29 protein-coding genes are annotated in these 26,680 nt (G+C 63.6%); 10 read left to right on the forward strand and 19 right to left on the reverse strand.

All coding sequences use genetic code 11. The annotated features are described in order from the left end of the window. Positions 1-322: 322 nt before the first annotated feature. Both ACSC1P_RS12980 and ACSC1P_RS12985 read left to right on the forward strand, forming a co-directional pair. The gene (locus tag ACSC1P_RS12980) at positions 323-874 is read left to right on the forward strand and encodes a GMP synthase subunit A (RefSeq protein ID WP_435360609.1); all 552 of its coding nucleotides are present in this window, start codon (positions 323-325) and stop codon (positions 872-874) included. Between the two features lie 40 nt (positions 875-914). Next, positions 915-2,774: a DUF2070 family protein gene (locus ACSC1P_RS12985; protein ID WP_435360610.1), complete on the forward strand. Its 1,860-nt coding sequence runs from the start codon at positions 915-917 to the stop codon at positions 2,772-2,774. Between the two features lie 15 nt (positions 2,775-2,789). Here ACSC1P_RS12985 and ACSC1P_RS12990 read toward each other — a convergent pair whose 3' ends face one another. Both ACSC1P_RS12990 and ACSC1P_RS12995 read right to left on the reverse strand, forming a co-directional pair. Then, positions 2,790-3,032, reverse strand: a complete 243-nt coding sequence (locus ACSC1P_RS12990; RefSeq protein ID WP_435360611.1) for a DUF3194 domain-containing protein — start codon at positions 3,030-3,032, stop codon at positions 2,790-2,792. Between the two features lie 3 nt (positions 3,033-3,035). Further along, positions 3,036-3,413, reverse strand: coding sequence for a prefoldin subunit beta (locus tag ACSC1P_RS12995; protein WP_435360612.1), 378 nt, complete (start codon positions 3,411-3,413; stop codon positions 3,036-3,038). Positions 3,414-3,779: 366 nt separating this feature from the next. Between ACSC1P_RS12995 and ACSC1P_RS13000 the strand changes: the two genes are divergently transcribed. Beyond that, complete coding sequence (locus ACSC1P_RS13000; protein WP_435360613.1) at positions 3,780-3,923, forward strand: hypothetical protein; 144 nt, start codon at positions 3,780-3,782, stop codon at positions 3,921-3,923. Between the two features lie 21 nt (positions 3,924-3,944). Here ACSC1P_RS13000 and ACSC1P_RS13005 read toward each other — a convergent pair whose 3' ends face one another. From ACSC1P_RS13005 to ACSC1P_RS13045, 9 genes are all read right to left on the reverse strand, one after another. Next, positions 3,945-4,133: a hypothetical protein gene (locus tag ACSC1P_RS13005; protein WP_435360614.1), complete on the reverse strand. Its 189-nt coding sequence runs from the start codon at positions 4,131-4,133 to the stop codon at positions 3,945-3,947. 119 nt (positions 4,134-4,252) lie between these two features. Then, complete coding sequence (locus ACSC1P_RS13010; RefSeq protein WP_435360615.1) at positions 4,253-4,525, reverse strand: KEOPS complex subunit Pcc1; 273 nt, start codon at positions 4,523-4,525, stop codon at positions 4,253-4,255. A 4-nt stretch (positions 4,526-4,529) separates the two neighbouring features. Beyond that, a complete protein-coding gene (locus ACSC1P_RS13015; protein WP_435360616.1) occupies positions 4,530-4,664 on the reverse strand; it encodes a DNA-directed RNA polymerase subunit P in 135 nt (44 codons plus the stop codon). Continuing rightward, complete coding sequence (locus ACSC1P_RS13020) at positions 4,664-4,930, reverse strand: eL43 family ribosomal protein (RefSeq protein ID WP_435360617.1); 267 nt, start codon at positions 4,928-4,930, stop codon at positions 4,664-4,666. Before ACSC1P_RS13020 ends, ACSC1P_RS13015 begins: the two co-directional genes overlap by 1 nt. Before the next feature lie 54 nt (positions 4,931-4,984). Next, positions 4,985-5,179, reverse strand: a complete 195-nt coding sequence (locus ACSC1P_RS13025) for a hypothetical protein (RefSeq protein ID WP_435360618.1) — start codon at positions 5,177-5,179, stop codon at positions 4,985-4,987. Positions 5,180-5,272: 93 nt separating this feature from the next. Further along, on the reverse strand, positions 5,273-5,992 hold the full coding sequence (locus ACSC1P_RS13030; protein WP_435360619.1) for a DUF2103 domain-containing protein: 720 nt from the start codon (positions 5,990-5,992) through the stop codon (positions 5,273-5,275). A gap of 163 nt (positions 5,993-6,155) precedes the next feature. Next, a complete protein-coding gene (truD, locus tag ACSC1P_RS13035) occupies positions 6,156-7,478 on the reverse strand; it encodes a tRNA pseudouridine(13) synthase TruD (protein ID WP_435360620.1) in 1,323 nt (440 codons plus the stop codon). A gap of 102 nt (positions 7,479-7,580) precedes the next feature. Continuing rightward, positions 7,581-7,919: a peptidyl-tRNA hydrolase Pth2 gene (pth2, locus tag ACSC1P_RS13040; protein ID WP_435360621.1), complete on the reverse strand. Its 339-nt coding sequence runs from the start codon at positions 7,917-7,919 to the stop codon at positions 7,581-7,583. Positions 7,920-7,954: 35 nt separating this feature from the next. Beyond that, positions 7,955-8,455 carry a hypothetical protein gene (locus ACSC1P_RS13045; RefSeq protein WP_435360622.1) on the reverse strand — a complete coding sequence of 167 codons (501 nt, stop codon included), beginning with the start codon at positions 8,453-8,455 and terminating at the stop codon, positions 7,955-7,957. Between the two features lie 159 nt (positions 8,456-8,614). On the opposite strand from ACSC1P_RS13045, the gene dcd reads away from it, so the two are divergent. From dcd to ACSC1P_RS13060, 3 genes are read left to right on the forward strand one after another with little or no spacing between them, the layout of a single operon-like run. Then, entirely contained in the window at positions 8,615-9,208 is a 594-nt protein-coding gene (dcd, locus tag ACSC1P_RS13050; RefSeq protein WP_435360623.1) for a dCTP deaminase, read from the forward strand. Continuing rightward, positions 9,205-10,101 (forward strand): thiamine-phosphate synthase family protein, encoded by an 897-nt coding sequence (locus ACSC1P_RS13055; RefSeq protein ID WP_435360624.1) that lies wholly within the window; start codon positions 9,205-9,207, stop codon positions 10,099-10,101. The genes dcd and ACSC1P_RS13055 overlap by 4 nt, the downstream gene beginning before the upstream one ends. Next, on the forward strand, positions 10,098-10,778 hold the full coding sequence (locus ACSC1P_RS13060) for a class I SAM-dependent methyltransferase (protein ID WP_435360625.1): 681 nt from the start codon (positions 10,098-10,100) through the stop codon (positions 10,776-10,778). The genes ACSC1P_RS13055 and ACSC1P_RS13060 overlap by 4 nt, the downstream gene beginning before the upstream one ends. Positions 10,779-10,871: 93 nt before the next feature. On the opposite strand, the gene sufD is transcribed toward ACSC1P_RS13060, so the two are convergent. From sufD to ACSC1P_RS13080, 4 genes are all read right to left on the reverse strand, one after another. Beyond that, positions 10,872-12,086 carry a Fe-S cluster assembly protein SufD gene (gene sufD, locus ACSC1P_RS13065; protein ID WP_435360626.1) on the reverse strand — a complete coding sequence of 405 codons (1,215 nt, stop codon included), beginning with the start codon at positions 12,084-12,086 and terminating at the stop codon, positions 10,872-10,874. A gap of 14 nt (positions 12,087-12,100) precedes the next feature. Further along, the gene (sufB, locus tag ACSC1P_RS13070) at positions 12,101-13,531 is read right to left on the reverse strand and encodes a Fe-S cluster assembly protein SufB (protein WP_435360627.1); all 1,431 of its coding nucleotides are present in this window, start codon (positions 13,529-13,531) and stop codon (positions 12,101-12,103) included. A gap of 60 nt (positions 13,532-13,591) precedes the next feature. Continuing rightward, positions 13,592-14,503, reverse strand: a complete 912-nt coding sequence (locus tag ACSC1P_RS13075; RefSeq protein ID WP_435360628.1) for an ABC transporter ATP-binding protein — start codon at positions 14,501-14,503, stop codon at positions 13,592-13,594. Positions 14,504-14,661: 158 nt separating this feature from the next. Further along, positions 14,662-17,466, reverse strand: a complete 2,805-nt coding sequence (locus ACSC1P_RS13080) for a DNA-directed DNA polymerase (RefSeq protein WP_435360629.1) — start codon at positions 17,464-17,466, stop codon at positions 14,662-14,664. Between the two features lie 154 nt (positions 17,467-17,620). Here ACSC1P_RS13080 and ACSC1P_RS13085 point away from each other — a divergent pair, with 154 nt between their 5' ends. The 3 genes from ACSC1P_RS13085 (at position 17,621) to ACSC1P_RS13095 (ending at position 18,851) form a co-directional block, all read left to right on the forward strand. After that, positions 17,621-17,794, forward strand: a complete 174-nt coding sequence (locus tag ACSC1P_RS13085; protein WP_435361507.1) for a DUF7331 family protein — start codon at positions 17,621-17,623, stop codon at positions 17,792-17,794. 65 nt (positions 17,795-17,859) lie between these two features. Further along, positions 17,860-18,297 (forward strand): DUF7322 domain-containing protein, encoded by a 438-nt coding sequence (locus ACSC1P_RS13090; protein WP_435360630.1) that lies wholly within the window; start codon positions 17,860-17,862, stop codon positions 18,295-18,297. A 104-nt stretch (positions 18,298-18,401) separates the two neighbouring features. After that, positions 18,402-18,851, forward strand: a complete 450-nt coding sequence (locus tag ACSC1P_RS13095) for a DUF7346 family protein (RefSeq protein WP_435360631.1) — start codon at positions 18,402-18,404, stop codon at positions 18,849-18,851. A gap of 54 nt (positions 18,852-18,905) precedes the next feature. Here ACSC1P_RS13095 and rad50 read toward each other — a convergent pair whose 3' ends face one another. The 3 genes from rad50 to ACSC1P_RS13110 all read right to left on the reverse strand — a co-directional run bounded on the left by rad50 (position 18,906) and on the right by ACSC1P_RS13110 (position 23,336). Further along, entirely contained in the window at positions 18,906-21,578 is a 2,673-nt protein-coding gene (gene rad50 / locus ACSC1P_RS13100) for a DNA double-strand break repair ATPase Rad50 (RefSeq protein ID WP_435360632.1), read from the reverse strand. Further along, the gene (gene mre11, locus ACSC1P_RS13105; RefSeq protein ID WP_435360633.1) at positions 21,575-22,900 is read right to left on the reverse strand and encodes a DNA double-strand break repair protein Mre11; all 1,326 of its coding nucleotides are present in this window, start codon (positions 22,898-22,900) and stop codon (positions 21,575-21,577) included. The genes rad50 and mre11 overlap by 4 nt, the downstream gene beginning before the upstream one ends. Positions 22,901-23,072: 172 nt before the next feature. Beyond that, positions 23,073-23,336, reverse strand: a complete 264-nt coding sequence (locus ACSC1P_RS13110; protein WP_435360634.1) for a MarR family transcriptional regulator — start codon at positions 23,334-23,336, stop codon at positions 23,073-23,075. A 191-nt stretch (positions 23,337-23,527) separates the two neighbouring features. On the opposite strand from ACSC1P_RS13110, the gene pan1 reads away from it, so the two are divergent. Beyond that, positions 23,528-24,745, forward strand: a complete 1,218-nt coding sequence (gene pan1, locus ACSC1P_RS13115; RefSeq protein ID WP_435360635.1) for a proteasome-activating nucleotidase Pan1 — start codon at positions 23,528-23,530, stop codon at positions 24,743-24,745. Positions 24,746-25,004: 259 nt separating this feature from the next. On the opposite strand, the gene ACSC1P_RS13120 is transcribed toward pan1, so the two are convergent. Then, positions 25,005-26,678 (reverse strand): TrkH family potassium uptake protein, encoded by a 1,674-nt coding sequence (locus tag ACSC1P_RS13120; RefSeq protein ID WP_435360636.1) that lies wholly within the window; start codon positions 26,676-26,678, stop codon positions 25,005-25,007. Positions 26,679-26,680: the final 2 nt, after the last annotated feature.

Raw genomic sequence — 26,680 nt, forward strand, 5'->3', positions numbered from 1 at the left:
GCGCGCGCTGCGGCTGGTGTCGAGGAATCCGAGACGCCAGCCGTGTAGTCGCGCGAGGTCGGTGTGAGCCTCCGAACGACTGCAAGTGAGAGCGTGCTCTCACGAGGGATGAGCTGCGTCGCCGGAGGCGAGCGGCGAATCGGTTGGGGAGGGTGTGGCGGCTGTTTCCGCCATCGTGATTCGTGAACTGCTAGTCGAGACCAGTATCGAACCCACGACCAGAACAAGCAGAAACCACATCCAACACCGAATTCCACGATGAACGTGTACAGAACGAACTGATGTCGGACCGTTTTTGAGCACGGACACGCAACCCACTCGCATGACTCGAATCGTCGTCGTGGACAACCACGGCCAGTTCACACACCTCGAACACCGCGCCCTGCGCGACATGGGCGTCGACACCGAGGTCATCGACAACGACACGCCTGCGGAAGAAGTCGACGCTGACGGCGTCGTCCTCTCCGGCGGCCCGGACATGGACCGCCGCGGTCGCTCGGCTGAGTACCTCGACTTAGACGTGCCCGTCCTCGGTATCTGTCTCGGGATGCAGGTCATCGCGAAAGAACTCGGCGGCACGGTCGGCGCGGGCGACTACGGCGGCTACGCCGACGTGACCGTCGACGTACTCGACGAAGACGACCCGCTGCTCGGGTCGCTCTACCCCGAGACGCGCGTCTGGGCCAGCCACGCCGACGAGGTGAAGGAAGTGCCCGAAGGCTTCTCGGTCACGGCCAAGAGCGACGTGTGTTCGGTCGAGGCGATGTCCGACCCCGAGCGCGGCCTCTACGGCGTGCAGTGGCACCCAGAGGTCTCGCACACGGAAGAGGGACAGGAAGTGTTCGAGAACTTCCTCACGCTGTGTGAGGAGTAATCAGGGTAGTTTTATCGACCCGTAGCATCCCTGTGTTCACATGACCGCGACACAGGGGGACCTCGCAGGGATGTCGCGCTACATTTTCCGCGCGCCGCGATGGTACAAGAGCCTCGCCTTCGCGCTGGTGGTGGCAGCCGTGACGGGCATCGGGGTGTTCGAGAACACGTTCTGGCTGGAAGACCTCTGGCAGGGCGTGTTCTTCATCGGCGTGCCGACGTTCGCCGCGTCGGTGCTGACGAGCCTCGTCGACCGACGACTCGGCGGGCAACTCACGGCGAACCGCGCCTCGCTCCTCGCGCTGCTCTGTGAGATTCTGGTCGTGGTGTTCCTCGTGCTGGGCGGCGTCGCCGCGTTCGTCTTCAGTCTCGACCAGAACTTCGTCTTCGACGTGTTGTACGTCGGCCTCGCCTCGGTCTTCGCGTTCCGACTGCTGGTCGTCGCGGCCATCTCGCAGCACTCGATACCGAAGGCAGCCATCCCGGCCAGCATCCAGACCCTCGCGGCCGGGGCCCTCCTGTTCGTCTACAGCGGAACGCTCCGGTACGTCGATGCAGGGGGACCCATCCTCGACGCGTACCTCTCGCGGCCACAGAAGGGGCCGGCCTCGCTCGGGCCGGTCCTGCCCGGCGACTTCGTCATCCTCGCGTTCCTCTGTGCAGCCTACGGCCTGGCAGTCTGGCTCTTCCTGGTCATCATCGACCGGCCGTGGAAGCGCAGTCTCGGCGTCTCTATCCTCGACTTTCTCGGCGGGTTCATCGGACACATCGCCGAAGGGACTCGCGAACTGGAGGACTTCTTCGAGGAACTTGGCGAGGAAGCACTCGTCCCGGTCACGGTGCTCTCGTTCGAGCGCGCCGACGGCTCCGAGAAGGCGCGGTTCGTCCTGCCGATGATTCACCCCGGTCCCATCGGCGAAATCGGCGGCGGAAACCTGCCGAAGCGCGTCGCCGACTCGGCAGCTGGGCTCGCGTTCCCCCCACACGCGACCGCCGGCCACGATTTCAACCTCGTCACCGAGCGCGAGGTCGACACCATCGTCGACCGGGCGACCGAGGCGTACGAGCGAATCGAGTTCGGCGACACCGCCTCGGAGAGTGTGCGCACGCAAGTAGGCGACGCCAAGATGCTCGCACAGGCGTTCGGTGACGACCTCCTGCTCGTGAGTACCCACGCGCCAGTTTTCGCGGACGACGTGGACTACGCGGTCGGCCTGTCGACGGCGGCCGAAGCACGCGTGGCTGGCTTCGAGGACGTGATACTCGTCGACGCCCACAACTGTAACAATCGGCTACAGGGCGACGACCTCGGCCACGTCACGCCCGGCAGTCAGCGCTCGTTCGACATGATGCAGGCGGCAAGCAAGGCCGCCGAGGCGCTGGCCGACGCACCGCAGTCGCCGGTCACGGTCGGCACCGCGTGGGACGAAACTGCGTGGGAACCAGACGACGGCATCGGCCCGCTCGGGGTTCGTGTCGCGTGTGTGACCGCCGGGGAACAGACCACGGCGTACGTGCTGGTCGACGGGAACAACATGGAACCGGGACTCAGAGAGCGACTCATCGACCACCTCCCAGACGAGGTCGACAACGCCGAGATGATGACGACCGACACGCACATCGTGAACCGGGTCGAGGCGTCGAATCAGGTCGGTGAATCACTCGACATGGGCGAACTCGTCGAAGTCGTCTGCGACCTGACCGAGGAGGCGCTCGACGACCGAGAAGCAGCAACGGTGGGGATGGCATCCGAACACGCACGGGTCACAGTATTCGGCAACGACAGAACGGAGACACTCGCCAGTCACGCCAACGCGATGATATCGATGGGCGGGGCGCTGGCGGTCTTACTCGTGATGGGTGCGATGGGCCTGAGCCTGCTCGTCTTCTTGCTCTCGTAGGCCCGTCGCGTCGGGTTACTCTTCAGCAGCGAACAACTCGTCGACTGCACTGCGAGCCGCAAGCGCGGCGTCTTCGGCGACCTGCTCTTCGTCCGCGTCACCCTCGGGCGCGTTGATGTACACGTCCACGTCCAACACGCCGTCTTCGAACGTGACGGTCACGTCGACGTCCTTGATGTCCGACTGCTTGAACCGCGAGAGGATGAGTCCCTCGGCCGCTTCCGCGGCCGTTCGAACGACTTCTTCGTCGGATGGCATGGCTTACGCGCCGCCTGCGCCGCCCATTCCGCCACCCATGCCACCGAGCATGTTCTGCAGCTCCTCCTGCAGGGACTCGAACTGCTGCTCGACGCGCTCTTCCTGCTTCTCGAGCGTCTCGACGCGGATGCTCAGGCTGGAGACCTTGTCGTCGAGTGCGTCCTTGGCCGACTCGTAGTCGGTCTCGACGAACAGCTCGCCGACTTCTCGGTACATCGTCGTGTCCTCGTCGATGTCGTCGAGTTCGTCGAGTGCCGTCTCAGCCTCTGTGAGCTGGGACTGCGCCTCCTGCTTCTGCATGGCAACCTGCTGTGCGGTCTCCTGCAGGTCCTGCAACTCTTCGATTTTCTCCTGTGCCTCCGGCGGCAGATTTCCTTGCATGGTCGACCCGATGGTTTCCGGATTGAAAAACCCCCGCTTTCAAGCTGAGCAGCGAGAACGAAGCCCTCACCGCTTGTGCGACAGATTAACATGCTTCTCCGAGTGCGACGAGTACGTCGTCGTCAGCCGTGAGCCGACTCAACTGCCACCGACGCTTGGCACGGAATCGGTCGGTGTGTACGGTTAGCGCGTCGGTACCCGAACGACCAGTCGTTGCTGCAAGCCGGGTATTTTGACACTAGTACCATAATTCACGGCAGTTGATGCGAATGTCCACGGTATTGGTCCCCCCACACCGACCCGGCTTCAGGTCACCGACGAGCACTCCACCAACTGAACCGGCCACGGAACCTACCCACTCGACCGATGCAGGCGATAGACGTCGTCGACGCGGGCGCAGACCCGAACGGACGGACGAAGATAGACGATGTCGTCCGGTCTCAGGCTGGCCGAGACACGCGCCTCGTGTTCGCTCCCGGCACCTATCTCGTCGGCGCACTCGGCGAGTGAGTTTCGGTCACAGCCGGACCGCTACTCTACGGGCCAGTCGCACTCGTCGCAGAACTCGGCTGGGTCTGACGCGACGTAGTTCAGGGCGTCTGGCCACTCCAGGTCGTACCGTGACTGCTCGTCGGGGTCGAGTCGACTGGCCGCACCACACCCTCGCTGTCCATCGTGGTGCCAGCGCATCGCCTCGCTGTCGCGTACTATCTCTGGCATGGCTCATCCTCACAGGTGAGACTGTATAAATACTGGACAGATATCGACAATCGTGAACGAATCGGGCACCGTTCCGGTGGTGCGGATAGCGGCGTCGACGCCGATGCGTCACCGAGAACTCACGAAGCCCCGCCACGGGTGGACGCGAGGTCGTGGACTCGTTCGGCCACCTCGACGAGGCGAATCCACGTGTTCACGCCGGCACGGAGCGCGACGAGGTCCGCCGCCTGGACCGTCGCGACGACGACGTTCCCCTCACGGGTGAGCGTCGTCGCAGAACGGGCACCGTCGATTTCGCCGACTTCACGGCCGACGCTTCGCTCGACGATGGTCGCAGTCGCGTCGCTATCGTACTCGAATTCGAGAACGGTCTCGTGTGAAAACGAGGGCACCGTGTCAGTTGACGTCGACTTCTTTGATGTCGGTGCTGCGTTCCTTCAGCAGCACGCGGTGGCCACAGTAAGGGCAGCGGACGCCGCCGTAGGAGTCGAGCGTCACGTCGCGCTTACACCGCGAGCACTTGTAACTCATTATTCGTCTTCTTCGGAGAGGGCGGCGCGGATCGACCGGCGGACGGTGCGACCTGCGGGCGTGACCGGACGGAACGTGCCGCCGGTGAACTTCTCGCCCGTCTCTTCGTTGACCCACATGCCGGTGCCGATGCGCTTGACGTTGTCGCCGTCGACCTTGGAGTTGCGCATCTCGTCTTCGATTTCAGCGACGCGGCGTCGGGAGACGCGGCCGTAGCGTGCGCCGAAACGGCCCGCGCTGCCCGTCTTTCCTTGTTTCTTGGCCATGATACTCGTTCGTACCGTCAGCGGGCAAATAAACCTGTTGAGTTGGGCGCGGTGCTACTCCAGTGCGGGCGCACGGATGACCTCGTGAAGGATGACTACGAACGCCAGACAGAGGCCCAGTACCGTGAACTGTACCCACTCCAGTCCGACCGCGCTATCCATCGCGGTAGTCTGGAGGCTACGCTCGATGAGGAGGCCGCCGAGGGCGACCGTGGGAATGGTCGTGAGGACAGCGTCCGCTCGGTGCATCGTCGTATAATTAGATGTAATTAGGACAGAAATGGCTTTGGGTACAGTAGTTTGGCCGGGGTCACTCCCACCCGCCGCGAGCCTCGGTCAGAATCAGCCCCACTCGTCGAGGACTTCGTTCAGGTCGTCGCGGACGCGTTCGCCCATCTCCCGGTCACTCGCCGTCGTCACGACTCGGTTCTCCTGTACGCTCGACCCCTCGCGGATGAGCAGCCGGACGTTTCCGTGCTCGTCGGCCCGGGTCACCTTCGCTCGGACGCTCCCGCGCGAACTCGACCCTCCGGCGTCTATCGGCCCGGGAATGACCTTCTTCACGTGCGGGTGGTCCGCGACAGTTCTGATGACCTTCTGGCCGTCTCGGCCACCGATGAGTGTCGAGTGCGACCCGCCGATTTTCTCTCTCGGCGGGATGTCGACGACCTCCAGCGCTGGCTCACCGAGTCGGTCCAGTACGGCCGCGACGGGGTCATCGCCGTCGTCGCGAACCCGGTAGAACTCGTGGTGCGACTGCGCTCGGACCTCCTGAATCACCGCACGGTCGCCCGCGGCGTAGACTGTCTCGGGTCGTTTGCGTCGAATTTCGTCGGCGATTCGGCCGCCGTAGTTCCGCAACTCGACGACGCCAGTCTCTTCGCCCGATTCGGGCATCGTCGTCACGGTCGTCTCACCGACCACGTCTTCGTCGTCCAGAAACGTGAGTGTCGCCCGGTCGCGGTCGACGTCGAGGACGACCGCGTCGCAATTGGCAGTGTGACAAGTGAGACAGTAGTCTCCCGGTTTCTCTAACCCTGTCGCACACTGCCGACACTGCATAGGGGTCGCTACCCGGTTGCGAGGCAAAAGGCGTGTGGTTCGGTGAGCGGGCGGGTGTTCACGTCCCAGTGCGGACCCAGACCGTGCGTGTCCTGACGAGTGACCGCCGGACGTGGCGCGGGTGTGCGACACGGCGTCCGGCGAGCGGTGCGGGTGCCGCCTGTCAGCCCATAGCCATCGGGTCGACCTTCAGGTACTCACGGAGGAGCACCGTCGCGTACGACCCCTTCGGCAGCGCGAACGAGAACGTGAGCGGGTCCTGTTCGACCGCACAGTCCGTCGAGACGAGGATGGCTCGGCGCGTCCCAGCGCTGTAGAATTCGCCTGGCAGGTCGAAGTCACCCGGTTCGAGGTCCAACTCGTCGAGGACTTCGCGCTCTATCTCGCCCGGTTCGCCGTCGCCGAGTTCCGACTCCACGCCGACGAGCGGCGCGGTCACGAACGCCCGGCCGCGCTCGCAGTGGCGCGTGATGGTGTCGACGCGCTTCTCGGTCACCGCTTGCAGGCGGTCAACATCGGGCAGGACGAGGTCGCTGTCGGGACTCGTGTCCGAAAAGCAGACCACGTCGCCAGCCACCGGCTTCGTGAACGGGAGTCCGCGTTCCAGTCGCTCGCTCAGCATCAGGTTGAACGCGTACGACTGCGCCGCGTGGACGAACAACGCCTGCAAATTCTCTGGGAGCACTTCGAGCGCCTCGCGGAAGTCCGCCGGCTCCTCGCCGCCGTTCTCGGCTAGCACGTGCAACATCGAGCGCTCGTAGCGAAGCCGATGTGGGAACTCGTCGAGCGCTGCCTGCCAGTCGTGCGTCTCGTCGACGAACTCACGGGCAGCACTGCTCTCGTCTGGTTCGTCGTCGTGCGGGTTCCCGAGATACGCCATCACCGCGCCCTCCCAGTCGTCGCGGGCGATGTGGAGACCGACTTTGTGTGTAATCGGTCGCTTGCTCCCGAATCGCTGCTGTCCGAAGAAGTTCGGTACGGCGACAGTGCCGCCGCCAAATTCGCGCAGTTCGTCGCTGATCGCGTCGGCGTTTTCCGGCGCGTCGGCGTCACTCACGGAAATCTGGAACTCGTTCCCGCGGAGGTCGCCGAACAGCAGCGAGCGACCAGCACGGCCGACGACTTCCAACTCGACGCCGCCCAACTCGGGCAGGTCGTCTGGTTCGACGCCCTGAATCGTGAACAGTTGCGTCGTCACGGCGTACTTGTCCTTCGTACCGGCCCACGAGACACGGCCGCGGCTGATGCCGAGGTCGTTCGAAAGCTGGCGCGCGAAGTCGTTCGTGTCCCAACCGGACAACGTCGCGCGGACCACGAGGTACGGATAGTCGTCCGTACTCTCGCTGAGGGGCTCGGCGGCGAAGTCCTCACGCTCGACGACCCGAAAGTCGCCGTCGCGGTCGCGAAGTTGCCCGCCGACGCCGTCGGTGTCGCTCACGTAGTACTCCATGCCGACCGCCCGTTCGCGTGGGTGTGCGTCCCGCATCAGGCACCACCCGCGATGAATCGCGTCACGGACGAGTGTTCGTCCGACCAGAGATAAGGGATTTCGTTCGTCGGAGCTACCCGCAGCGAGAGCCAGCCAGAATCAGTACAGCGAGAGGTCACCAGTCACCTTGTCCACCAGTGCGTCGTCGGCCGGACCCACCGCGAGCGCGGTCACCGTTCCGGGGTCGAGTTGCGTGTGTCCCGCGTCGCGAATGATGGCGTGGGGGATGCCCTCGCGCTCGGCCCTGTCGGCGAGTTCGAACAGTTGTCGCTCGCCGCTGGCTTTGAGTACGACCTTCTTCTGGCCGGAGCCTTTCCACTCGTTTCTGGTTCGTGAGTCCGTGTCTTCGTACGCCGAGAGCGACGCGTGCGCGACCTGTGCCGCGAGTTTCCCTTTGCCCATCCCGATGTCGGTGCGTGCGACGATGGCCTGCTTCATGTGGCCACCCACGATTCGTCCGGTGAAAACGGTGGCTATCCGTCTGCAAACAGGTCGTGGTCGGTGAGGTAGGCCCGTGACAGCGCGTCCGACCGAACGAGCAACGAGACGAGTCGGTCCGCCGAGCCAGTCTCGGTGCCGCCGCCGATGAGGAACACTCCCTGTCGCACGAGCGAGTCGAACGCGTAGAACTGTCCCTGCTCGGCGATTCGCTCGGCGAGACGCTTCGCGGCAGCCTCGGTCTCCATGCGGAAGACGCCGACCTCGTACTGCGTCCCGTCGCCGGTCTCGTACGTCGCGAGTTGGCCAGCGTTCGCGCCGACTGTCTGGCCCACCCGGCGCAGTGCCGTGAGCTCGATGCTCGCCGTCGGCTTGGGGAGGACGCTCCGGGGCGTGTCGTCGTCGTCGGGGGTCAGTGCGACGCCCCCTGTCGATGTCTCAGCATTTCCTGCCAATTTCGACTCCAGTTCGGCACAGCCTGCGAGGCTCGTCACCAGTGCGCCTGCAAGTACCAGTCCGAACTGTCGTCGTCGCATCGTGCTCTCGTCTGTCTCTCGGGAGCATAACGGTTGGCAGCGTATCGAATCGTGAGTCGAGCGCCGAGCACTCGGCTGGGGTCGACGTTCTCGCTCATACGCCGATTGCTTCCGCGTCGGACCGGGAACTTTTACCCGGCTCCCCAGTATTCTCCGGCCATGATACTGTCGGACGCGGACATCCTGCGACGACTAGAGGCTGGTGACCTCGTCATCGACCCAATCGACGACCTCGACTTGCAGGTCCAGCCCGCGAGTGTGGACGTGCGACTCGGCCGGGAGTTCCTGGAGTTCCGGCGGACCAACATCCCCTGCATTCACCCGAACCGCGAGACAGAGGTGGACGAGTACGTCGACGAGACCGTCCTCGACGACGGCGAGGAGTTCATCCTCCACCCCGGCGACTTCGTCCTCGGCACGACGAAAGAGCGCGTCGAGATTCCGCCGGACCTCGTCGCACAGGTCGAAGGTCGGTCGTCGCTCGGCCGCCTGGCCATCGTCGTCCACGCGACGGCGGGTTTCGTCGACCCAGGATTCAAGGGCCGAATCACGCTCGAACTGTCGAACCTCGGCAACGCGCCGGTGTCGTTGACGCCCGATATGCGCATCTCCCAACTCGTGTTCACCGAGTTGAAGACGCCCTCGGACCGGCCCTACGGCGCGGAGCGCGGGTCGAAGTATCAGGACCAGTCCGGGCCACAGGCCTCGAAGATTCAAGGTGACCACGAGTTTAGTGGGCACCAGAAACGATGAGATTCATCGAGGAAATCGTCGTCGAGGAGTTCCTCCCGACGTTCCGGTCGATGCTGGCCGAGGACCTGCGCGGCCGTGGGTTCACGCAGAGCGAGGTCGCGGACGCACTCGGCATCAGCCAGTCCGCCGTCTCGAAGTACGCCCACGGCGACGTGGGCCGCCGACAGGAGTTCGTCGACGACGAGCGCGTGCAAGAACTCGTTTCGCGCGTGGGCGAGGGTCTCGCCGAGGGAACGATGAAACCCGTGCAAGGTCTCGTCGAAGCCGAGGTACTCGTCCGCCAACTCGAACGCGGTGACCTGCTCGCGACGATGCATCGCGCCGCGATGCCCGAACTCGCCGAGTATGGCAACGACTTCGCCATCCACGACCCGGACAGCGAACTCCGGACCGCAGAGCGCGTGCTCTCCTCGCTCCGGCGCGGTCTCCGCGTCCTCGAAAACGCGAGTGGCTTCACGAGCCTCATCCCGAACGTGGGAGCGAACCTCGTCGCTTGCACGCCCGAAGCGGCCACCATCGACGACGTTGGCGGCGTCCCCGGCCGCATCGTCGACGTGAAGGGTCGCGCGACGGTCCCGGCAGAACCCGAATTCGGTGTCAGCGAGTACGTCGCCTCGGTCCTGCTCGCGGCCCGCGACGGCGGCGCAGCGGTCAACGCCGCGATGAACATCCGCTACGACCCGGACCTCGTCGCAGCACTCGAAGCACTGGGCTACGTCACGGTCGAGTTCGACAACGAAGAAGACCTCGACACTTCGGTCGCGGCAGCCCTCGACGAGGAGCCGAACGCGACCGTGCTCTACCAGACCGGCAGCTACGGCATCGAACCCATCATCTACATCCTCGGTGACGACCCGGTCGCCGTCGCCGAGACTGTCCGCGAACTCGTATGAGCGGCGGCGTTTCGGCGGCCCAAGAGTTCTACGGACAGTGGGCCACATTGTACGACTGGCTCGCGCGCTACACGCCAGGTATTGGTGACTTACGCGACCGCGCCGCCGCGGCGCTCGACCTCGACCGCGGCGACACCGTCGTCGAGATGGGCTGTGGTACCGGCGCGAACCTTCCCTATCTGAGAGAGTGCGTCGGCCCCGAGGGGACCGTCGTCGGTCTCGACTACACTCGGGGAATGCTCGACCGGGCGCAACGATTGGTCGACCGCGAGGGCTGGGACAACGTCCACCTCGTCCACGGCGACGCGACGCAGGTACCGTTTCGCGGCGATGGCGAGGTCAACGCAGTTCTCTCGACGTTCGTCTCCGGGATGTTGGCTGACCCCGGTGCCGAGGTCGACGCGTGGTGCGATTTGGTGGGTGGCGACGGTACGGTCGTGCTGGTCGACGCCGCGCTGTCCGACCGGACGATTGCGAAACCGGTGAACGCGCTGTTTCGCGCACTCACGATTCTCTCGACGCCGCCGACGCTCAAGTTTCGGTACGACCCGTCACCGCACGGGATTCTCAAAGCACGTATCGAGGCGGCGCGCGAAGCACTTCGCTCGCGAGCGAGAGCGACCCACCACGAGGAACACGTGCTGGGAATCGTGCGCGTGACCGGCGGCCGGCTCTAACTGGCAGTTCTCTCCACCGTTCGCCGTCTCGTTCCTACTCGTCGTCGCCGTCGCTCGCCAGTGTGAAAACGAAGAAAGATAGAGAAGTACCGCTTATCGCTGCGCCAGCCGCGCCGCGATGAGCTCTTCGAGGTCGTCGCGGAGTTCGTCCACGGCGACTTCGTCGAGGACCGGCACGAAGAAGCCCTCGACGAGCATGTCCTTCGCGGACTGCGGGTCGACACCGCGCGAGGTCATGTAGAACAGCTCTTCCGCGTCGACCTGTCCGACCGTCGCGGAGTGACTCGCTTCGGTGTCGTGGTTGTTGATGATGAGCTTCGGCGAGGCGTCGGCCTCGGACTCGTCCGAAAGCATCAGCGTGTTCTCACGCTGGTAGCTCGACGTGTCCCAGGCGTCGCGGCCGACGTCCTGCACGCCCTCGTACACCGAGCGCGCTTTGTCGTCGAGGACGCCGCGGGTGACGAGGTCGGCCGTCGTGTGCTCGGCCTTGTGCCAGACGCGACTGTTGATGTCGAAGTGCTGGTCGTTGTGACCGAAGAACGCGCCGACGATCTGGCTCTCGGAGCCGTCGCCGTCGAGCGTCGTCTCGACTTCGGACTTGGTCAGGCGCGAGCCGATGTTGCCCTCGATCCAGTTGACCGTGGCGTACGTGTCGGCGGTGCCGCGCTTGAGCGTGTAGTTGTACGTCTCCTCGTCTAAGTTCTGGAGGCTCCCGTACTGCACGTGGGAGTTCTCACCGGCCGCGACTTCGACGAGACCGCTGTAGTAGCGCTCGCCCTCCATCTCGTCCCCAGTGGACTGACGTTCGAGGATGGTCACGGACGAGTTCTTCTCGGTGACGACGAGCGTGTAGTTGAACAGCGACTGGCTGTTCATCGTCGTGCGGACCTTCACGTCCTCGGCGTCGACCTTCTCGGGGACGTAGACGACGGTCCCGTCGGTGAACAGCGCGGTCGACAGCGCGGTGAGGTAGTTGCTCTGCGGGTCGATGACGCTGCCGAAGTGCTCTTTGACGAGGTCTTCGTGCGCGTCGACGGCCTCCGACCATTCGAGGACTTCCACGCCCTCGGCGCTCACGCGCTCTTTGTCCTGTGCCGCGTTCAGCGGGTCGACGAACGACTCGAAGTCGAGGTCGTAGAGGTTCGTCCAGTTGCGACCCGGCGTGCGGATGACCTTCGGCATGTCGAGGTCTTCGAGCGCTGCGAGTGCGTCGAGACGCGTCTCCAGCAGCCACTCGGGTTCCCCGAGGTCGGCCGAAATCTGTTCCACCTGTTCTCGTGTGAGGTTGGCGTGTACCTGCGTGCTCATGATGAATCTCGGAATTACCCGAGGCTACCCTCCATCTCCAGTTCGATGAGGCGGTTGAGTTCGACCGCGTACTCGATGGGCAGTTCCTCTGTGATGGGCTCGATGAAGCCGGCGACGATCATCTGCTTTGCGTCGTCGTCGTCCAGTCCGCGGGACTGGAGGTAGAAGACGTCCTCGTCGCCGATCTTGCCGACGGTCGCCTCGTGGGCGACGTCGACCTTCGACTCCTGAATCTCCATGTACGGCATGGTGTCGGAGGTGGACTCGTTGTCGAACATCAGCGCGTCACACTCGACCGAGGTCGAAGAGTCGACCGCGCCGTTCGCGATGTGGACGAGGCCACGGTAGTTCGTGCGGCCGCCGTCCTTACTGATGGACTTCGACTCGATGGTCGACTTCGTGTTCGGCGCGTTGTGGTAGACCTTCGCGCCGGTGTCGATGTTCTGGCCCTCGCCGGCGAACGCGATGGTGATGTGGTTGTCCGTCGCGCCGCGGCCCTTCAGGATGGTCGCCGGGTAGAGCATCGTAGCCTTGGAGCCCATGCTGCCCGAAACCCACTCCATCGTGCCGTTCGCTTCGACGATGGCACGCTTCGTGTTGAGGTTGAAGGTGTTCTTCGACCAGTTCTGGACCGTCGAGTACTGAACGTGTGCGTCCTCCTCGACGAAGACCTCCACACAGCCGGAGTGGAGGTTGTGGCTGCCGTACTTCGGGGCGGAACAGCCTTCGATGTAGTGGACCTCGGAGTTCTCCTCGGCGATGATGAGGGTGTGCTCGAACTGGCCCATGCCTTCCGAGTTCATGCGGAAGTACGCCTGCACCGGCATGTTGACCGTCACGTCCTCGGGGACGTAGACGAACGACCCGCCGGACCAGACGGCACCGTGGAGCGCGGCGAACTTGTTGTCGCTCGGGGGGACGCACTTCGTCATGAAGTACTCCTTGACGAGGTCTTCGTGCTCCTGGACGGCCTTGTCCATGTCACAGAAGATGACGCCCTTCTCCTCCCACTGCTCCTGCATGTTCTGGTAGACGATTTCGGACTCGTACTGCGCACCGACGCCGGAGAGCGCTTTGCGCTCTGCTTCCGGGATGCCCAGCTTCTCGAACGTGTCCTTGATCTCGTCCGGGAGGTCGTCCCAGTTGTCGGCACCGCCGCGGGTGTCGACGTCGGGTCGGATGTACGGGACGATTTCGCCGATGTCGAGTTCGGTCAGGTCCGGCTGTCCGGGCCAGTCCGTCGGCATCGGCATGTTCTGGTACTGCTTGAGGGAGCGCAGACGGCGCTCTTTCATCCACTCGGGCTCGTCCTTGTCCTCGGAGATGAGCCGAATGGTCTCCTCCGTGAGGCCCTTCTCGGTCTGGAACGCCGACTTCTGTTCCTTCTTGAACTCGAAGCGAGCCTCGGTGTCTGTCTCTTTGAGGTGGTCTTGATCTGAACTCATGATGTGATTGGTTGTTGGTTGCGGGTGGGTACGTATCTACCCTGTGCTAGCCACGACCGGTTACGCGGTCTCGTAGACCTCCTCGCGGACCCAGTCGTACCCGTTCTCTTCGAGCTTCTCCGCGAGCTCGGGGCCCTCGCTCATGACGACCTGGCCGTCCAGCATGATGTGGACGTGGTCCGGCTCGACGTAGTCGAGGATGCGCTGGTAGTGCGTAATCTGCAGGATGCCCGTGCCGACCTCGTCGCGCAGGGCGTTGATGCCGTGGGAGACGTCCTGCAGGCGGTCGATGTCCAGCCCGGAGTCGATCTCGTCGAGCACGGCGATGCTCGGCTCGAGGATGGCCGCCTGGAGCACTTCGTTCTGCTTCTTCTCCCCACCGGAGAAGCCTGCGTTCAGGTAGCGCTGGGCGAACTTCTCGTCCATGTCCAGTTGCTCCATCTTCGCCTGGAGGAGCTGCTGGAACTCGGCGACACCGACGTCGCCCTCGTCTGCGGGACCCTCCATCGGGGAGGTGTCGTAGCCTGCTTCTTCTTCCTCGTCGTCTTCGCCGTCGTCGTCCTCGAACAGTTCCTCACGCTCGTCGAGTTTGGCGTTGAGTGCCGTGCGGAGGAAGTTCGTCATCGTGACGCCCTCGATTTCCGCCGGGTACTGGAAGCCGAGGAAGATGCCGAGTGCGGCGCGCTCGTTCGGTTCGAGGTCGAGCAGGTCCCACGTCTGCTTGTCCTCGGGAATCTCGAAGTCGTCGCCGAAGTCACCCGCTTCGAGGTGAAGGAGTACTTCGCCGTCTGTCACTTCGTAGGCCGGGTGGCCTGCGATGACTTTCGCTGTCGTGGACTTGCCCGACCCGTTGGGGCCCATCAGGGCGTGAATCTCGCCCGAACGGACTTCCAGGTCGACGCCGTCCAGAATCTTCTCACCGTCGTCTGCTGCGACCTTCGCGTGGAGGTTCTTGAGTTCTAGTCGTGCCATTCTGAGCTACCTCTTATCGTCCTAGCGAAAGGGAGTGGGGTCCATGAAGCTTGCGTAATAGCGGAGGTTCGATTCTCGATAGTAGAAAATATTTTCTCGGATGAGAAATCGTGACACCCAGGTCGACACCGGCGACGTGGTGGCTCTATACAGAAACTCTACATGAAGTCGCCGAGGCCAGTCTGGTCCTGCCCGCTCTTGACCTCGTCCCACGACATGCCCATCGCCTCGATGACGCGGGCGATGGGACCTTTCAGCGTCTTGTCGAGCATCTTGTCGTAGTCGACCTCGAACTGCTCGGGAATCTGGTCTTCGTACTCGAAGCAGATGACGTCCTGTTCGCGCTTGAACTCGCCGTAGAGGTGGTCCTGTCTGGCGTCGAAGGTTCCCGAATTTTCCAGTTCCTCGAAGTAGGAGGGGTGGACCTTCTTCAGGTACAGTCGCTTCGGCTTCGACCCGCGGTCGAAGTTCGTCCCGAGCAGGAGGTTCGCGTACTTCGCCCCGCGCACGTGGGCGGTGTCGGTGTCGTACTCGTCGAGTCGCTTGCCGATGCCGCCGGGAATGGCGATGTCGTCGAGCGAGACACCACCCTCTTGGAAGTCGACGATGATGTCGTGGACGTAGTCTTTGATGTCGTCCTCGCTGGCACCACGGACGATTTGGTCGATGACCGTGTGCTGGACCTCCTTCGTGATGGGCGCGATGTCCGAGCGCTTGTACTCGAACCCGGTGATGTCGATGTCGTCGACGTCCTTGCCCTCCTTCCAGACGATGTGGCCGGCATAGCGTTTCTTCTTGCCCGCCTGGAAGAAGCGCCGGTAGAGTTTCTCGAACTCTATCTGGAAGCGATGTTCCTCGCCAGCGGCGAGGTCGACCTGGAGTTCGTCGCGTGCGAAGTCGTCGTACGAGGCGTTGATGTGCTCCTCGATTTCGAAGGATTGCTCGATGGCGTCCTCGACGGTCACGTCGTTGCCGAGTTCGAGCATGACCGAGTCGGTGTCACCGTAGGCCACCTCGTAGCCGATTTCGTTCGCCGACTGCTCGGTGAACTTGATGACTTCGCGGCCGGTCGCCGTCACGGCCGCGCCCATCTCCTTGTCGTAGAGGCGGAACCGGTCCCAGCCCAGCACGCCGTACAGCGAGTTCATGATGACCTTCACTGCGGCCTGTTGCTGGTCGAATCGCTCGTAGTCCTGACTGCTGGGGTCGTGCTCGTTCCGCAGTGCCTTCTTCTCCTCACGCTCGGCGAGGAGTTCGTCGACCATCTCCCGAATCATCCCGTCGCGGTCCTTGCGGAAGTGGGTCCCGTTGGGTGCGCGGTACGTGTCGCCGTCGAAGGCGTCGGGGTCGACCTTCGTCTCGGGACTCGCGTTGATGGTCACCATACACATCGGGTACAGCGACTTCAGGTCGAGCACCGTCACCATCTCCTTGACCCCCGTAATCGGGTCGAAGACGGCCCCGCCCTCGTAGTCCTCGGATTCCTGCTTGCCCTTCGACGGCAGCGCCCACTTGCCGTGGACCTTCTGCAGGACGTACATGTCGACGGCGTCGCCCGCCGTCGGCGCGTCTTCCAGCTTACAGCCGACGAAGGTGCGCACCTCGTCGTAGAACGAGATGATGTCCTGTTTCCGGTCGATTTCGACACATAGCTCCACGTCACGGAGGTTGTACTCCAGCAGACGTTCGGGGTCCTGCTCCCACAGGTCGCCGATGTCGCCGGTGTAGCGCTCCTTGCCCACGTCGAGTTCCGCCTCGCCGACCGCGTCCAGTCGGTAGGAGTCGAGTTCGGAGAACTGGCGACTCTTGTAGGCGTACAGCAGGTCGAAGACGACGCGGCCCTTCACGTCCGGGCCACCCCAGCCAGACCGCCAGACCTCGTTCACGCGCGAGAGGCGGTTCGGGTTCAGGTCGTAGTCGTGCATCGACGAGTCGAGTTCTTCCAATCGGTCGAGGAAGTACGGCGCGTCGAAGTCCTCGAAGTTCCACCCGGTCATGACGTCCGGGTCGGTCTCGTCGATGTAGTCGACGAAGGCTTCGAGCATGGCCATCTCGGCCGCCTGTTCCCCCTCGCCGTCGCCATCGAACACCTCGACGCGCACGTCGATGTCGCCCTCGATGGGCGCGTAGTCGGCGAGGTCGTCAGGGGCGTCGCGGTCGAATTCGTCGGCGACAGCGAGCCAGACGACGTACTCGTCGTCGTAGGTGTCGTGCGAGGTGAGGCAGATGATGGGTTCCTCGCCGTCTTCGGGGAACCCGTTGCGATCGTCGACCTCGATGTCGAACGTGTTCACGCGCGGGGTTGCGGTCACATCGGCCGCTTCGACTTCGTCCGGTGGAATGCGGATACTGCCGTCGTTGCCGCGGCGAGCGGGAATCCGGATGCCGCTGTTGATGCCGTTGTCGATCAGGAAGCGATTCGGGAACAGGATGTCCGCTTCGTAGTGGTCGAAGCGGTCACGGATGTTACCCACGTCGCGCGGGGTTTTGCCGAATATCCTCGTCAGTTCCTCACCACGGATGCTCACGAAGGGCTCATCGTCTTCGTTCGTCTCTTCCCACCCGGTGATAACTGCTTCTTGCCGGAGTTCTTCCTCGTCCAGCGAGTCCGTCGGTGCGTAGAAGTACGGCTCGAACCCGAGAACCTGCACGTGTTCAGCTTCACCCTCTGGCGTGCGCCCGAAGACGTGGATGATGGGCTGTTCGTTGTCACCCGAACCGGCGATGGTGTAGTCCACCTGCATCACGGCCAGTTCGATGGTCTCTGCTGCCTTGGGGAACAGCGCCTCGTCGGCGTCGACGATGTTCGCGTCCTCCAGCCCGGGCGTCGTGACGGCCCGAGCTTCTGCCTCGATGGCGGACGCGCGGCCATCGCCGACCGCGTCGACGTCCGAATCCGACGCCCCACCATACTCGTCGAACAGGGACGCTTGCGTCTCCTCTGACGCGTCGTTGTCGCTCATTGGCAACGCCTTGACCGTCACCGACTAAAAAGCAGGTGATTTGCGAGGTCAAGGATCGAGCGACCCACCCCGATGCCGTCTTCGGGTGTTGTCGTTGCCACGGCAAAAAGACATATACCTTGGTACGGCGTAGCACTCGGTTGAGGTGAAGGGCTTGTCCGAGTACGCCAAAGACGGTGACGGATCGACGCCCGAGCAGGAAGCAGCAGATGGCACGGAGTCCATCGAGACATACGAGACGGACGGCGGTGTCGTATTTTACGACGCCGAGAATCCGCTCGCGTGGCTGGAGGCGACGAAGACGTTCGCACTGCGAGACGTCGCGTAACCTGCTTCCCCCAGTATCGCTCTATCGCAGAATCCTTTTGACGGTCGCCGGCATCTCTACAGGTAGTGTTCAACGAGCGTAGCGAGCACGAGCCAGACGAACACGACGCCGAGTCTGACTTGCGGGACTGGGAGTCGGAGCTTACTCCATCGGTCCGAATTCCAGAAGCGCCGCAACCACGAAACTTCGAGGAGGTCGACGCGCCGGGAGAACTCCAGTTCCAGTTCTGGCGGCTCGTCATCGCCTTCAACGGCGCGTTGTTGGGGCTGAGCCTCGGTACGATGTTCGTCGTCTTCGACGGGAACTGGTCGCTCGGAAGTAAACTCTTGCTCGGCGGACTCATCTGTGCCGCGTATGGCGGCTATCGCCTGCACACGTTCGACCGGAGTGAACTGGTCGAGGACGACAGCGACGACGAAGACGATGACGACGATGCCGAAGCGGAGAGCGAGAGCGGCGACGCCACCGAGCGTACGGCCACAGACACCACCGACACCGAGTAGCCTCACACTGCGTGCTCGCGACGCCCAGCTCGTTTTAGTGCGTCAGTCGTTCGTCATCACTCGAATCCGGAAGTGCCACCCGTCTCCATCCCGAACGACCAGCTATGCGAACGGTCCGCGACGACTCCGGCAGGCGATACGTCCTCGTGAAACGCTCCAGCGAGTCGAGTCTCGTGCGTGACCCCGAGTCCGGTGAGAAGCGCTACGTCGACAACGACCGGTTGGAGCCAGCCGAAGGGATGGGGGCGCTCGAAACCGCTGCCAGTGCCGTTTCTCCCGCAGTCAGGAAAGTGGTCTCTGCCACCCACGACGACCACACACTCGGACTGCTCGTCGAACTCGTCGACCGCGACGGCGTCGCTGTCCGCGACTTGCTGGCTGATTACGACCTCTGCGAGAGTGACCTACTGGGCGTGCTCACCGAGTTCCGTGCCGCCGGCCTCGTGACCGAGGCCCGAATCGCTGGTGAGCGGGGGTACGCGCCGACAGACACTGCTCGCGAAGGCATCGCTGCCATGCGACACGCAGACGCGAAAACTGAAACAGACGACTGATTGCCGAAAGTCTGATAACTGACCACCGGACCGCCGGACCCGCCGATTCGTTCCTTACTGCAACCCGACGAGCGGCTGCTCGCCGCGCGTGACCGTCGACCGGTTCGAGGTCGGGTCCTTCTCCACGTGGACGAGTGAGTCCGCCGCGCCGACGAGTTCTTCATCGTGGCTGACGACCACGATTTGTTCGACGCCATACTCGGCACGCATCGTCTCGACGAGCGTGAGCAACTGCGTGACGTGACCCGAATCGAGGAACACCGTCGGCTCGTCGAGGATGAGCGGCGGCATCGGGGCCGCACCCTCGACACCTTCAGAGAGCAGTCTGTAGATGGCACACCTGAGGCTCAGGTTGAACAGCGCGCGCTCGCCGCCGGACAGTTGCTCGGGGTCGAGCGTCTCGCCGTCCTTCTGGTACACCGTGAGTTCGTACTCGCCGGAGAGTTCGATGTGCGAGTACGAATCGTTCTGGTAGACGAGGTCGAACGTCTCGTTGAGCATCCGTTCGAGCGTCTCGACGTTTCGCTGTCGCAGGTCGGCACGCAACTCTTTGTACATCTCTTGGAGGTCTTGTGCCTCGTCGTACAGCGATTCGAGGGCCGACAGCCGGTCAGAGAGCGAATCACGCTTCTCACGAAGTTCTTCCAACTCGCTGATTTCGCCACGGACGCGCCCGGCTCGGTCCTGCAAGTCGTCGCGTTTCTCGCCCAGCGAGTCGAGTTCGGCTTCGACCTGCTCGATGTAGTCCCCGGCGCGGTCTCTCTCCGTGCGGGCCTGCTCGACGTTCGACTCGTCCACGTCGTCGGCGAGTTCCGCCTTTCGCTCGCGCTTGTCCGAGAGCGTCTGTCGACTCTGGTCGTTCTTCTCCCCGAGGAGTCCGCGCTTCTCGGTGAGATTGTCGACGGCAGTCTCGGTCGTCTCGATAGTCGAAAGCGTCTCGTCGAGTGATTCGAGTCGCTCCTTTCGCGCAGCGAGCGTCGACTTTTCGGCGTTCGCCTCGCCGAGTTCTTTCCGGCTGGTCTCCAGTGCCTCGCGTTCTTCCTCGGCACGTTCGCGTTTCTCGGCGGCCTCCGTTTCCAGTTCCGCCGCCTCCTCGCGCAGTTCCGTGACTCGGTCGCGCTTGTCGTCGAGGCTCGACGCTTTCTCGTCGAGCAATCGGGACTTACTCCGCTTCTTCTCGTGCAGTTGCTCAACCTCGGCCTCCGCGTCGACCAGTTCCTCGGCGGTTTCCAGACGCGACGAAAGGTCGTCGAGGTCGCTTTCGACTGTTTCCAGTTCGGCCTCTTTCGTCGTCAGTGCCTCGCGGTCGTCCTCGATACTGTCGACGTGCGGGGAGTCCTCGACGGGTTGGCCACACTCCGGGCACTTCCCCTCGGCGAGCAGTTCCTCGGCCTCGTCGATTCGCGCGCGCAGCATCTCGACTTTCGTTTGCAGTCCGTTGCGAGTCTCGCGCAGTTCGTCGCGTTCCTCGCGCAGGGACTTCCGGTGGGCTTCGGCCTCGCCGAAGTCGACCGGCGCGTCGTCGAAGACGGCCTTCGCTTCATCGACCTCGTCTGCGAGCGCCTCGACCGATTCGCGTTGGTCCGCGATGGCGTCCTCGTCGTCAGCGATGGACGCTTCGAGATGGTCGGCCTGCTCTCGTTTCTCGGTCGCCGTCTCGTCGTAGTCCTCGGCTTCCCCTTCGAGTCGGTCCGCCCGCTCGCGGTGGTTCGACAGTTCGTTGCCGAGGTCGGCGATTCGCTCCTTGCAGTCGTCGAGGTCGGCGCGGACTGCTGCGAGTCGTTCCGTCACGACAGTCGCGTCGGTGTCGACAGACAGGTCGCTCTCGGCGAGTAACTCGTCGCGTCGCTCCCGCGCCTCGGTGAGCGTCTCGCGTTTCTCCCGAATCGACGCCTGCAACTGCTCGCGCTCGCGCTCTGTCTCGGTGATGTTCGACTGGAGGTCCTCGATATCCGACTCCACACTCGCCAGTTTTTCGCGCTTCTCGTCGTACTCGGCCAGTAGCTCCTCGGCTTGCTCCTTCGTCTGTCGTGCCTTCTCAGCCTGTGACTCGTAGCGCTCGATGTTGGCACGCGTCTCGTTGAGGTCGGACTCGATGCTGTTGAGCGTCGCGTGGAGGTCTTTCGCCTCCTTCTCCTCGATTTGGTCGCTCAACCCGCCGTGACGACTGCGGACGTCCTCACGCACCTCCCTGACACCGAGACGGGCTTCACTCGCCCGTTCGCGGTACTCCTCCAGTTTCCCCAACTGGAGCAGGTCGTCGATCATGTCCTGTCGGTCAGACGGCGAGGCGTGGATGAGTTTGTTCACCTCACCCTGGCGGACGTACGCACAGTTGACGAACGCGTCGGCGTCCATCCGGAGCAGGTCGGTTACCGCGCCCTCGACCGCGGTCGCTCCCTCCCAGTTCGTGTCGTCTGGTCCGGTCATCACGCAGTCGTGGCCGACGCGACCGTCGTAGTCGACCAGCCGGCGTTCGACGTGATACTCCCCGCCCGCGTGCGTGAACCAGAGTTCGACTTCACACTCGTCCTCGCTGACGCGGATGACGTCCTCGCGGTTACCGTCGATGGCGCTCGACCCGTACAGTGCGAAGAAACTGGCTTCGAGCAGGCTCGACTTGCCGCTGCCGTTCACGCCGTGGACGACGGTGACGCCGGAGTCGAGGCGCACGTCGGCGTCGCCGTAACACTTGAAGTTCGACAGGCGGACGCGTTGAATCCTCATTGGTACTCCTCCATGGATAGTTGGCCGTCGTTCTGCGAGGACGCTGCGTCAGTCTTCGTCTCGGCCGTGTCGTCTGGCGTCGACTCGTCGTCTTTCTCCGCTGTGGACTCGTCCGTGGGTGACTCCGCGGCTACGGACTCCTCGACGACGGACTCTGACTCTTCGAGCTCTCCGTCAGTCTCGGCGTCAGCTTCGTCACCGGCAGGCTGGAAGGCCGATAGGTCGTCGTCGACCAGCGCCTGTACGCGGTCGGTCACTTCGTCGCGGACGTTCGAGTCGGCGACCTTGCTCGCTCGGACCGTCTCGTCTACGTCGCGCGCGGCCTGACTCAGGCCGAGTTCGCGGACGCGCTCACGGACTGCTTCGTCGGGGTCGGCGAACGACACGTCGGTGTCGGCGTCTTCGGCAGCGAACTCCCGCTTGTCCGTGACACGGGCGACGAGTGCCCCGCGGTCGATGGCGAATTCTTCGACGGTGGCCGGCGAGATGGGGTCACCGTCGCCTGTCACGTTGACGATGACGACCGCCTCCTCGCAGTCGTGTTCGCGGACGGACTCACGCACGCGCTCGACACCTTCTCCAGGTGCGAGGTCTACATCGACGAACCTGAACGCGCGGTTGTCTGGGATGGCCCGCCGGGTAATCGTCACGTCGTCGTTCTCGCCGGCCGTGACGATGTTGTAGCCGCGGTCGTCGCGTTCTGCGGCGCTCACGCGCTCGGTCGACCCACAGTACGTGACCCACGTGTCGTCGACCTGTTCGATGCCGGGCGCGTGGTTGTCGCCGAGCAGCAGCGCGTCGAAGTCGACCGAGGACTCGGTGAGCAGTCGCTCGGTGTCCCAGTCGGCGTGGGCGAACGGCTCGAACAGCCCGTGCGTGACGAGCATCGCGTGCTCGGCGTCGTGGGCGTCGAAGTCGTAGGTGAGGTCGTCGCGGCGCGAGCGCGGGACGAAGTCGAGACCGTAGAAGGCAGTGTCGCCGAGGACGTAGGGTTCGGGTCCGAGACGAACCGCGAGGCCGAGGTCTGCGAAGAGGTCGAGCCACTGGCCGTCGCGTTTCCCTTCGTGGTTCCCGACGACGCCGAGGAACGGGATGCCCGCGTCGGCGAGCGTCCGGAGGGCGGCGACGGTCCCCTGCAAGTCCTGCAGTCCCGGTCGGCGGTCGTGGAACAGGTCACCCGCGTGGACCACGGCGTCGGCGTCGTCCGCGACGGCGTCCTGGACGACCTGTCGGAACGCCCGGAGAAAGTCCGCGCGACGGGCCGGAGAGTGGTACTGCCGATACCCGAGGTGGGTGTCGCCAGTGTGAATCACTCGTGTCATGGTCACCACTATCGCTCGATGCACTAAAGACGTTGCCAGTGATCACGTGCCCGGCATACGGTCCGGTGGTCACTGCAGACGTGGAAGCAGGAGAGAAGGGCGAACCGCGAGCGCGGGGACAGGGGCTATGGGACGGGTGAACCGTGGATGGGTAGACGGTTCGACGTCGTCGTTATTCGATAGTCAGGGTGTAGAGTCGCTTTCGCGCGTCGGAAAACGAGAAGCGCGAGTGGACCACGTCCGCCTCCTCCAGTCGGTTGAGGGCGTAGCGGACTGTCCGCGGCGGCAGCAGCGTCTCTTCTGCGAGCTGGCTCTGGGTCAGCGTCTCGTTGTACTCCAGTACCTTCGCGACCAGCTTCGCGCTCGGCGGGAGGTCGCGGACATCGTCCCAGCTACCAGCCGTCTGTTCGGTCTGTTGCAACTCGGTTGCGCTCATCGTACACTCGACTTTCGGATACTCTCTAATAATACTTCCTGTATAGAAATATTACTGAAGATTATCTAACGGTCGATTTATCCGGAATCGATACTGTCGAAATCAGTGCCCATGGCCGCAGGCAATAGCTTCAAGAAGGTTTCGGTGATTCACCCGAAGCCTCTTAAGAATCAGAACCTAAAGCAACCGTGATGACCGACACTGTGGACGACGTCGACCTCCCTTACGACGAGGAGAGCACGTCCCGACAGGACAAAATCGAAGCTTTGCAGGAACGACTCGAGGTGCTCGAATCGCAGAACGACGAGATGCGAGACAAGCTCCTCGACGCGAACGCCGAGAACAACAAGTACCAGCAAAAGTTGGAACGGCTGACGCACGAGAACAAGAAGCTGAAGCAGTCGCCGCTGTTCGTCGCCACCGTTCAGGAGATTACGGAAGACGGCGTCATCATCAAACAGCACGGCAACAATCAGGAGGCGCTAACCGAGGTCACGTCCGAGATGCGCGACGACCTCGAACCCGACATGCGCGTCGCGGTCAACAACTCGCTGTCTATCGTCAAGACGCTGAGCAACGAGACCGACGTGCGCGCCCGCGTGATGGAGGTTACGGAGAGTCCACAGGTCTCCTACGAAGACATCGGGGGGCTCGAAGAACAGATGCAAGAGGTCCGCGAGACCGTCGAGATGCCCCTCGAAAAGCCCGAGGCGTTCCAAGAGGTCGGTATCGACCCACCGTCGGGCGTCCTCTTGTACGGCCCGCCGGGCACCGGGAAGACGATGCTCGCCAAAGCCGTCGCGAACCAGACCGACGCGACGTTCATCAAGATGGCTGGCTCCGAACTCGTCCACAAGTTCATCGGAGAGGGCGCGAAGCTCGTCCGTGACCTGTTCCAGGTCGCGCGAGACCACGAGCCTGCCGTCATCTTCATCGACGAAATCGACGCCATCGCGTCCAAGCGGACCGAGTCGAAGACGTCCGGCGACGCCGAGGTCCAGCGCACGATGATGCAACTCCTCTCCGAGATGGACGGCTTCGAGGACCGCGGCGAAATCCGCATCATCGCGGCGACGAACCGCTTCGACATGCTCGACCGCGCCATCCTTCGCCCCGGCCGCTTCGACCGCCTCATCGAAGTGCCCAAGCCGAACCAGGAAGGTCGCGAGATCATCTTCCAGATCCACACCCGCGACATGAACGTCTCCGACGATGTGGACTTCGCCGAACTCGCCGAGATGGCCGAGAACGCCTCCGGTGCCGACGTGAAGGCCATCTGTACGGAGGCCGGGATGTTCGCCATCCGCGACGACCGTCGCACCATCGCGATGGCAGACTTCGAAGCCGCCTGGGACAAGATTCAGGCCGAGCAGGACGAGGACGACGAGGTCTCGAAGACCTTCGCCTGAGAACGCACCGAGTCCACTGCGGTCGGTCCCGGTTCTCGCTTTTCCCGACTATTCGTCGTCGAACAGTGCCGACGCTCTGAAGCACACAGCACAGTCCGGGTATCAGGTTCAAGTACGAACACGCGGCTACGACCGGCGTGTCCTGAAAACGGCCGTCCGTCGCCTCCGCGGGTGCGCGATGCAGCGACGGACGAGCAGCCCGCATCGCCTGCTCGCCACTACTGTCCTACAGTCGTGCAACCCCAGAGGGCCGAGCCACTCAGGGATTCAGCCCTTTGAGCGTCGACCGGAAGAACACGAGGACCGGGATTATCTCCAGCCGCCCGACCCACATGTTCAGCAGGAACATCGCTTCGGCGAGGACCGGCATGTTCGGACCAGTAATGCCCGTCGACAGACCGACGTTGCCCTGCGCGCTGGCCACCTCGAACAGCGCGTCGGCGTAGCTGAAGTCGTTCCCAGCGACGTTCACCAGCACGAAGCTCGTCGCCAGCAACAGCAGTATCCAGAGGAGACTGACGATGGCGGCCTCGGCGAACTCGCGGTCCATCTCCTCGCGGTTCAGCGTTCGCCCGTCGAGATTGACGTTGACCACGGCCTTCGACGGCAAAAAGACGCGAGCGAACTGCCACTGGATGCCCTTCGAGACGGTGTAGCCGCGGACGATCTTGATGCCGCCGACGGTCGACCCGGCCGCGCCACCGAGCGTCATCGCTCCCGCGAGCAACAGCTTTCCACCGTCGGACCAGCGACCGATTGGTGACGACTGGAAGCCGGTACACGACAGCGCGCTGACCCACTGGAAGGTGCCGTCACGAATCGCGTCGAACTGTGCCGTCGACAACGTCCCGACTGGAGAGCCCACCGTCGCGCCGTACCCGGCCGGAGCCAGTCCGACCAGCACGTTCTGTGCCGAGAGCACGACGATACCCGCGGCGAGGATGATGAACAGCCAACGCGTCTGGAGGTCTTCCGTGAGCTTGCGCCACCGACCGTTCGAGAGGATGGCGTAGTGAATCGGGAACGCGATGGCACCGAGCGTCATCACGGGGAGGAGCACACCCTCGATGAGCGGCGAATTGTACGACTCCATCGAGTTGTCCGTCACGGAGAACCCGCCGGTCGAAAGACCGGTCATCGCGTGGTTGATAGCCTGCCACAGCGCTTCGCCGACGGGATAGCTCTCGGACCACCAGATGGCGACGAACAGCGCCAGTATCGAGAGGACGGTGTAGCCGACGAATATCTTCCAGACGGTCCGGACCGTCGAAACGACGCTCGGGTGAATCTTCTCCTCGCGTGCTTCGGAACGGTAGAGCGCGTAGCTCCCACTCCCTGGCCGAGAGAGGATGGAGACGGTGAGGACGATGACGCCCACGCCGCCGACGTACTGGATGAGCGAGCGCCACCACTGGACAGACCGGGGGAGCGACGGTTCGTGGATGGCCATCGTCAGGCCGCTGCCGGTCCAGCCACTCATCGACTCGAACATCGCGTGCAGCGGGTTCCGGAAGTAGCCGAGGCTGGACTTCGTCGCGAGGCCACCGGCCGTGACGACCGACCACTCGCTCGTGTCCGTCGCCGCGGGGACGAAGCCGTCCATCACCGACTCGGGCGTCATCCACGCGGCGAGGAAGAACGCGAGCGCGCCGAACGCCGCAGTCGCGAACCAGCCACCGGCCGCGATGACCATTCCGTGTTTCATCTTCGGGTCGGGGGCGTCGGCGAACATGCGACGGCAGCCGCCACCGACAGCGGCGGTCACGCCGCCCGCTGTCAAGAAGCCGAGTGCGGGATAGAACTCGCCGAAGACGAGCGCGACGCCGACGGTCAGGACCATCAGGCCGGCCTGCATCAACAGCAGTGTTCCGACGTCCCGGAGAATGATGGCGAGGTCTGCCGGCACGCCGGCGACCGTGCGGTTACGAACCATCG

Source organism: Haloarchaeobius caseinilyticus, from assembly GCF_051207395.1.
Taxonomy (GTDB): Archaea; Halobacteriota; Halobacteria; order Halobacteriales; family Natrialbaceae; genus Haloarchaeobius.

Coding starts and splice junctions, on each gene's coding strand:
- ACSC1P_RS12980 (WP_435360609.1), top strand. CDS start 323: ATGACTCGAATCGTCGTCGTGGACAACCACGGCCAGTTCACACACCTC.
- ACSC1P_RS12985 (WP_435360610.1), top strand. CDS start 915: ATGACCGCGACACAGGGGGACCTCGCAGGGATGTCGCGCTACATTTTC.
- ACSC1P_RS12990 (WP_435360611.1), bottom strand. CDS start 3,032: ATGCCATCCGACGAAGAAGTCGTTCGAACGGCCGCGGAAGCGGCCGAG.
- ACSC1P_RS12995 (WP_435360612.1), bottom strand. CDS start 3,413: ATGCAAGGAAATCTGCCGCCGGAGGCACAGGAGAAAATCGAAGAGTTG.
- ACSC1P_RS13000 (WP_435360613.1), top strand. CDS start 3,780: ATGCAGGCGATAGACGTCGTCGACGCGGGCGCAGACCCGAACGGACGG.
- ACSC1P_RS13005 (WP_435360614.1), bottom strand. CDS start 4,133: ATGCCAGAGATAGTACGCGACAGCGAGGCGATGCGCTGGCACCACGAT.
- ACSC1P_RS13015 (WP_435360616.1), bottom strand. CDS start 4,664: ATGAGTTACAAGTGCTCGCGGTGTAAGCGCGACGTGACGCTCGACTCC.
- ACSC1P_RS13020 (WP_435360617.1), bottom strand. CDS start 4,930: ATGGCCAAGAAACAAGGAAAGACGGGCAGCGCGGGCCGTTTCGGCGCA.
- ACSC1P_RS13025 (WP_435360618.1), bottom strand. CDS start 5,179: ATGCACCGAGCGGACGCTGTCCTCACGACCATTCCCACGGTCGCCCTC.
- ACSC1P_RS13030 (WP_435360619.1), bottom strand. CDS start 5,992: ATGCAGTGTCGGCAGTGTGCGACAGGGTTAGAGAAACCGGGAGACTAC.
- truD (WP_435360620.1), bottom strand. CDS start 7,478: ATGCGGGACGCACACCCACGCGAACGGGCGGTCGGCATGGAGTACTAC.
- pth2 (WP_435360621.1), bottom strand. CDS start 7,919: ATGAAGCAGGCCATCGTCGCACGCACCGACATCGGGATGGGCAAAGGG.
- ACSC1P_RS13045 (WP_435360622.1), bottom strand. CDS start 8,455: ATGCGACGACGACAGTTCGGACTGGTACTTGCAGGCGCACTGGTGACG.
- dcd (WP_435360623.1), top strand. CDS start 8,615: ATGATACTGTCGGACGCGGACATCCTGCGACGACTAGAGGCTGGTGAC.
- ACSC1P_RS13055 (WP_435360624.1), top strand. CDS start 9,205: ATGAGATTCATCGAGGAAATCGTCGTCGAGGAGTTCCTCCCGACGTTC.
- ACSC1P_RS13060 (WP_435360625.1), top strand. CDS start 10,098: ATGAGCGGCGGCGTTTCGGCGGCCCAAGAGTTCTACGGACAGTGGGCC.
- sufD (WP_435360626.1), bottom strand. CDS start 12,086: ATGAGCACGCAGGTACACGCCAACCTCACACGAGAACAGGTGGAACAG.
- sufB (WP_435360627.1), bottom strand. CDS start 13,531: ATGAGTTCAGATCAAGACCACCTCAAAGAGACAGACACCGAGGCTCGC.
- ACSC1P_RS13075 (WP_435360628.1), bottom strand. CDS start 14,503: ATGGCACGACTAGAACTCAAGAACCTCCACGCGAAGGTCGCAGCAGAC.
- ACSC1P_RS13080 (WP_435360629.1), bottom strand. CDS start 17,466: ATGAGCGACAACGACGCGTCAGAGGAGACGCAAGCGTCCCTGTTCGAC.
- ACSC1P_RS13095 (WP_435360631.1), top strand. CDS start 18,402: ATGCGAACGGTCCGCGACGACTCCGGCAGGCGATACGTCCTCGTGAAA.
- rad50 (WP_435360632.1), bottom strand. CDS start 21,578: ATGAGGATTCAACGCGTCCGCCTGTCGAACTTCAAGTGTTACGGCGAC.
- mre11 (WP_435360633.1), bottom strand. CDS start 22,900: ATGACACGAGTGATTCACACTGGCGACACCCACCTCGGGTATCGGCAG.
- ACSC1P_RS13110 (WP_435360634.1), bottom strand. CDS start 23,336: ATGAGCGCAACCGAGTTGCAACAGACCGAACAGACGGCTGGTAGCTGG.
- pan1 (WP_435360635.1), top strand. CDS start 23,528: ATGACCGACACTGTGGACGACGTCGACCTCCCTTACGACGAGGAGAGC.
- ACSC1P_RS13120 (WP_435360636.1), bottom strand. CDS start 26,678: ATGGTTCGTAACCGCACGGTCGCCGGCGTGCCGGCAGACCTCGCCATC.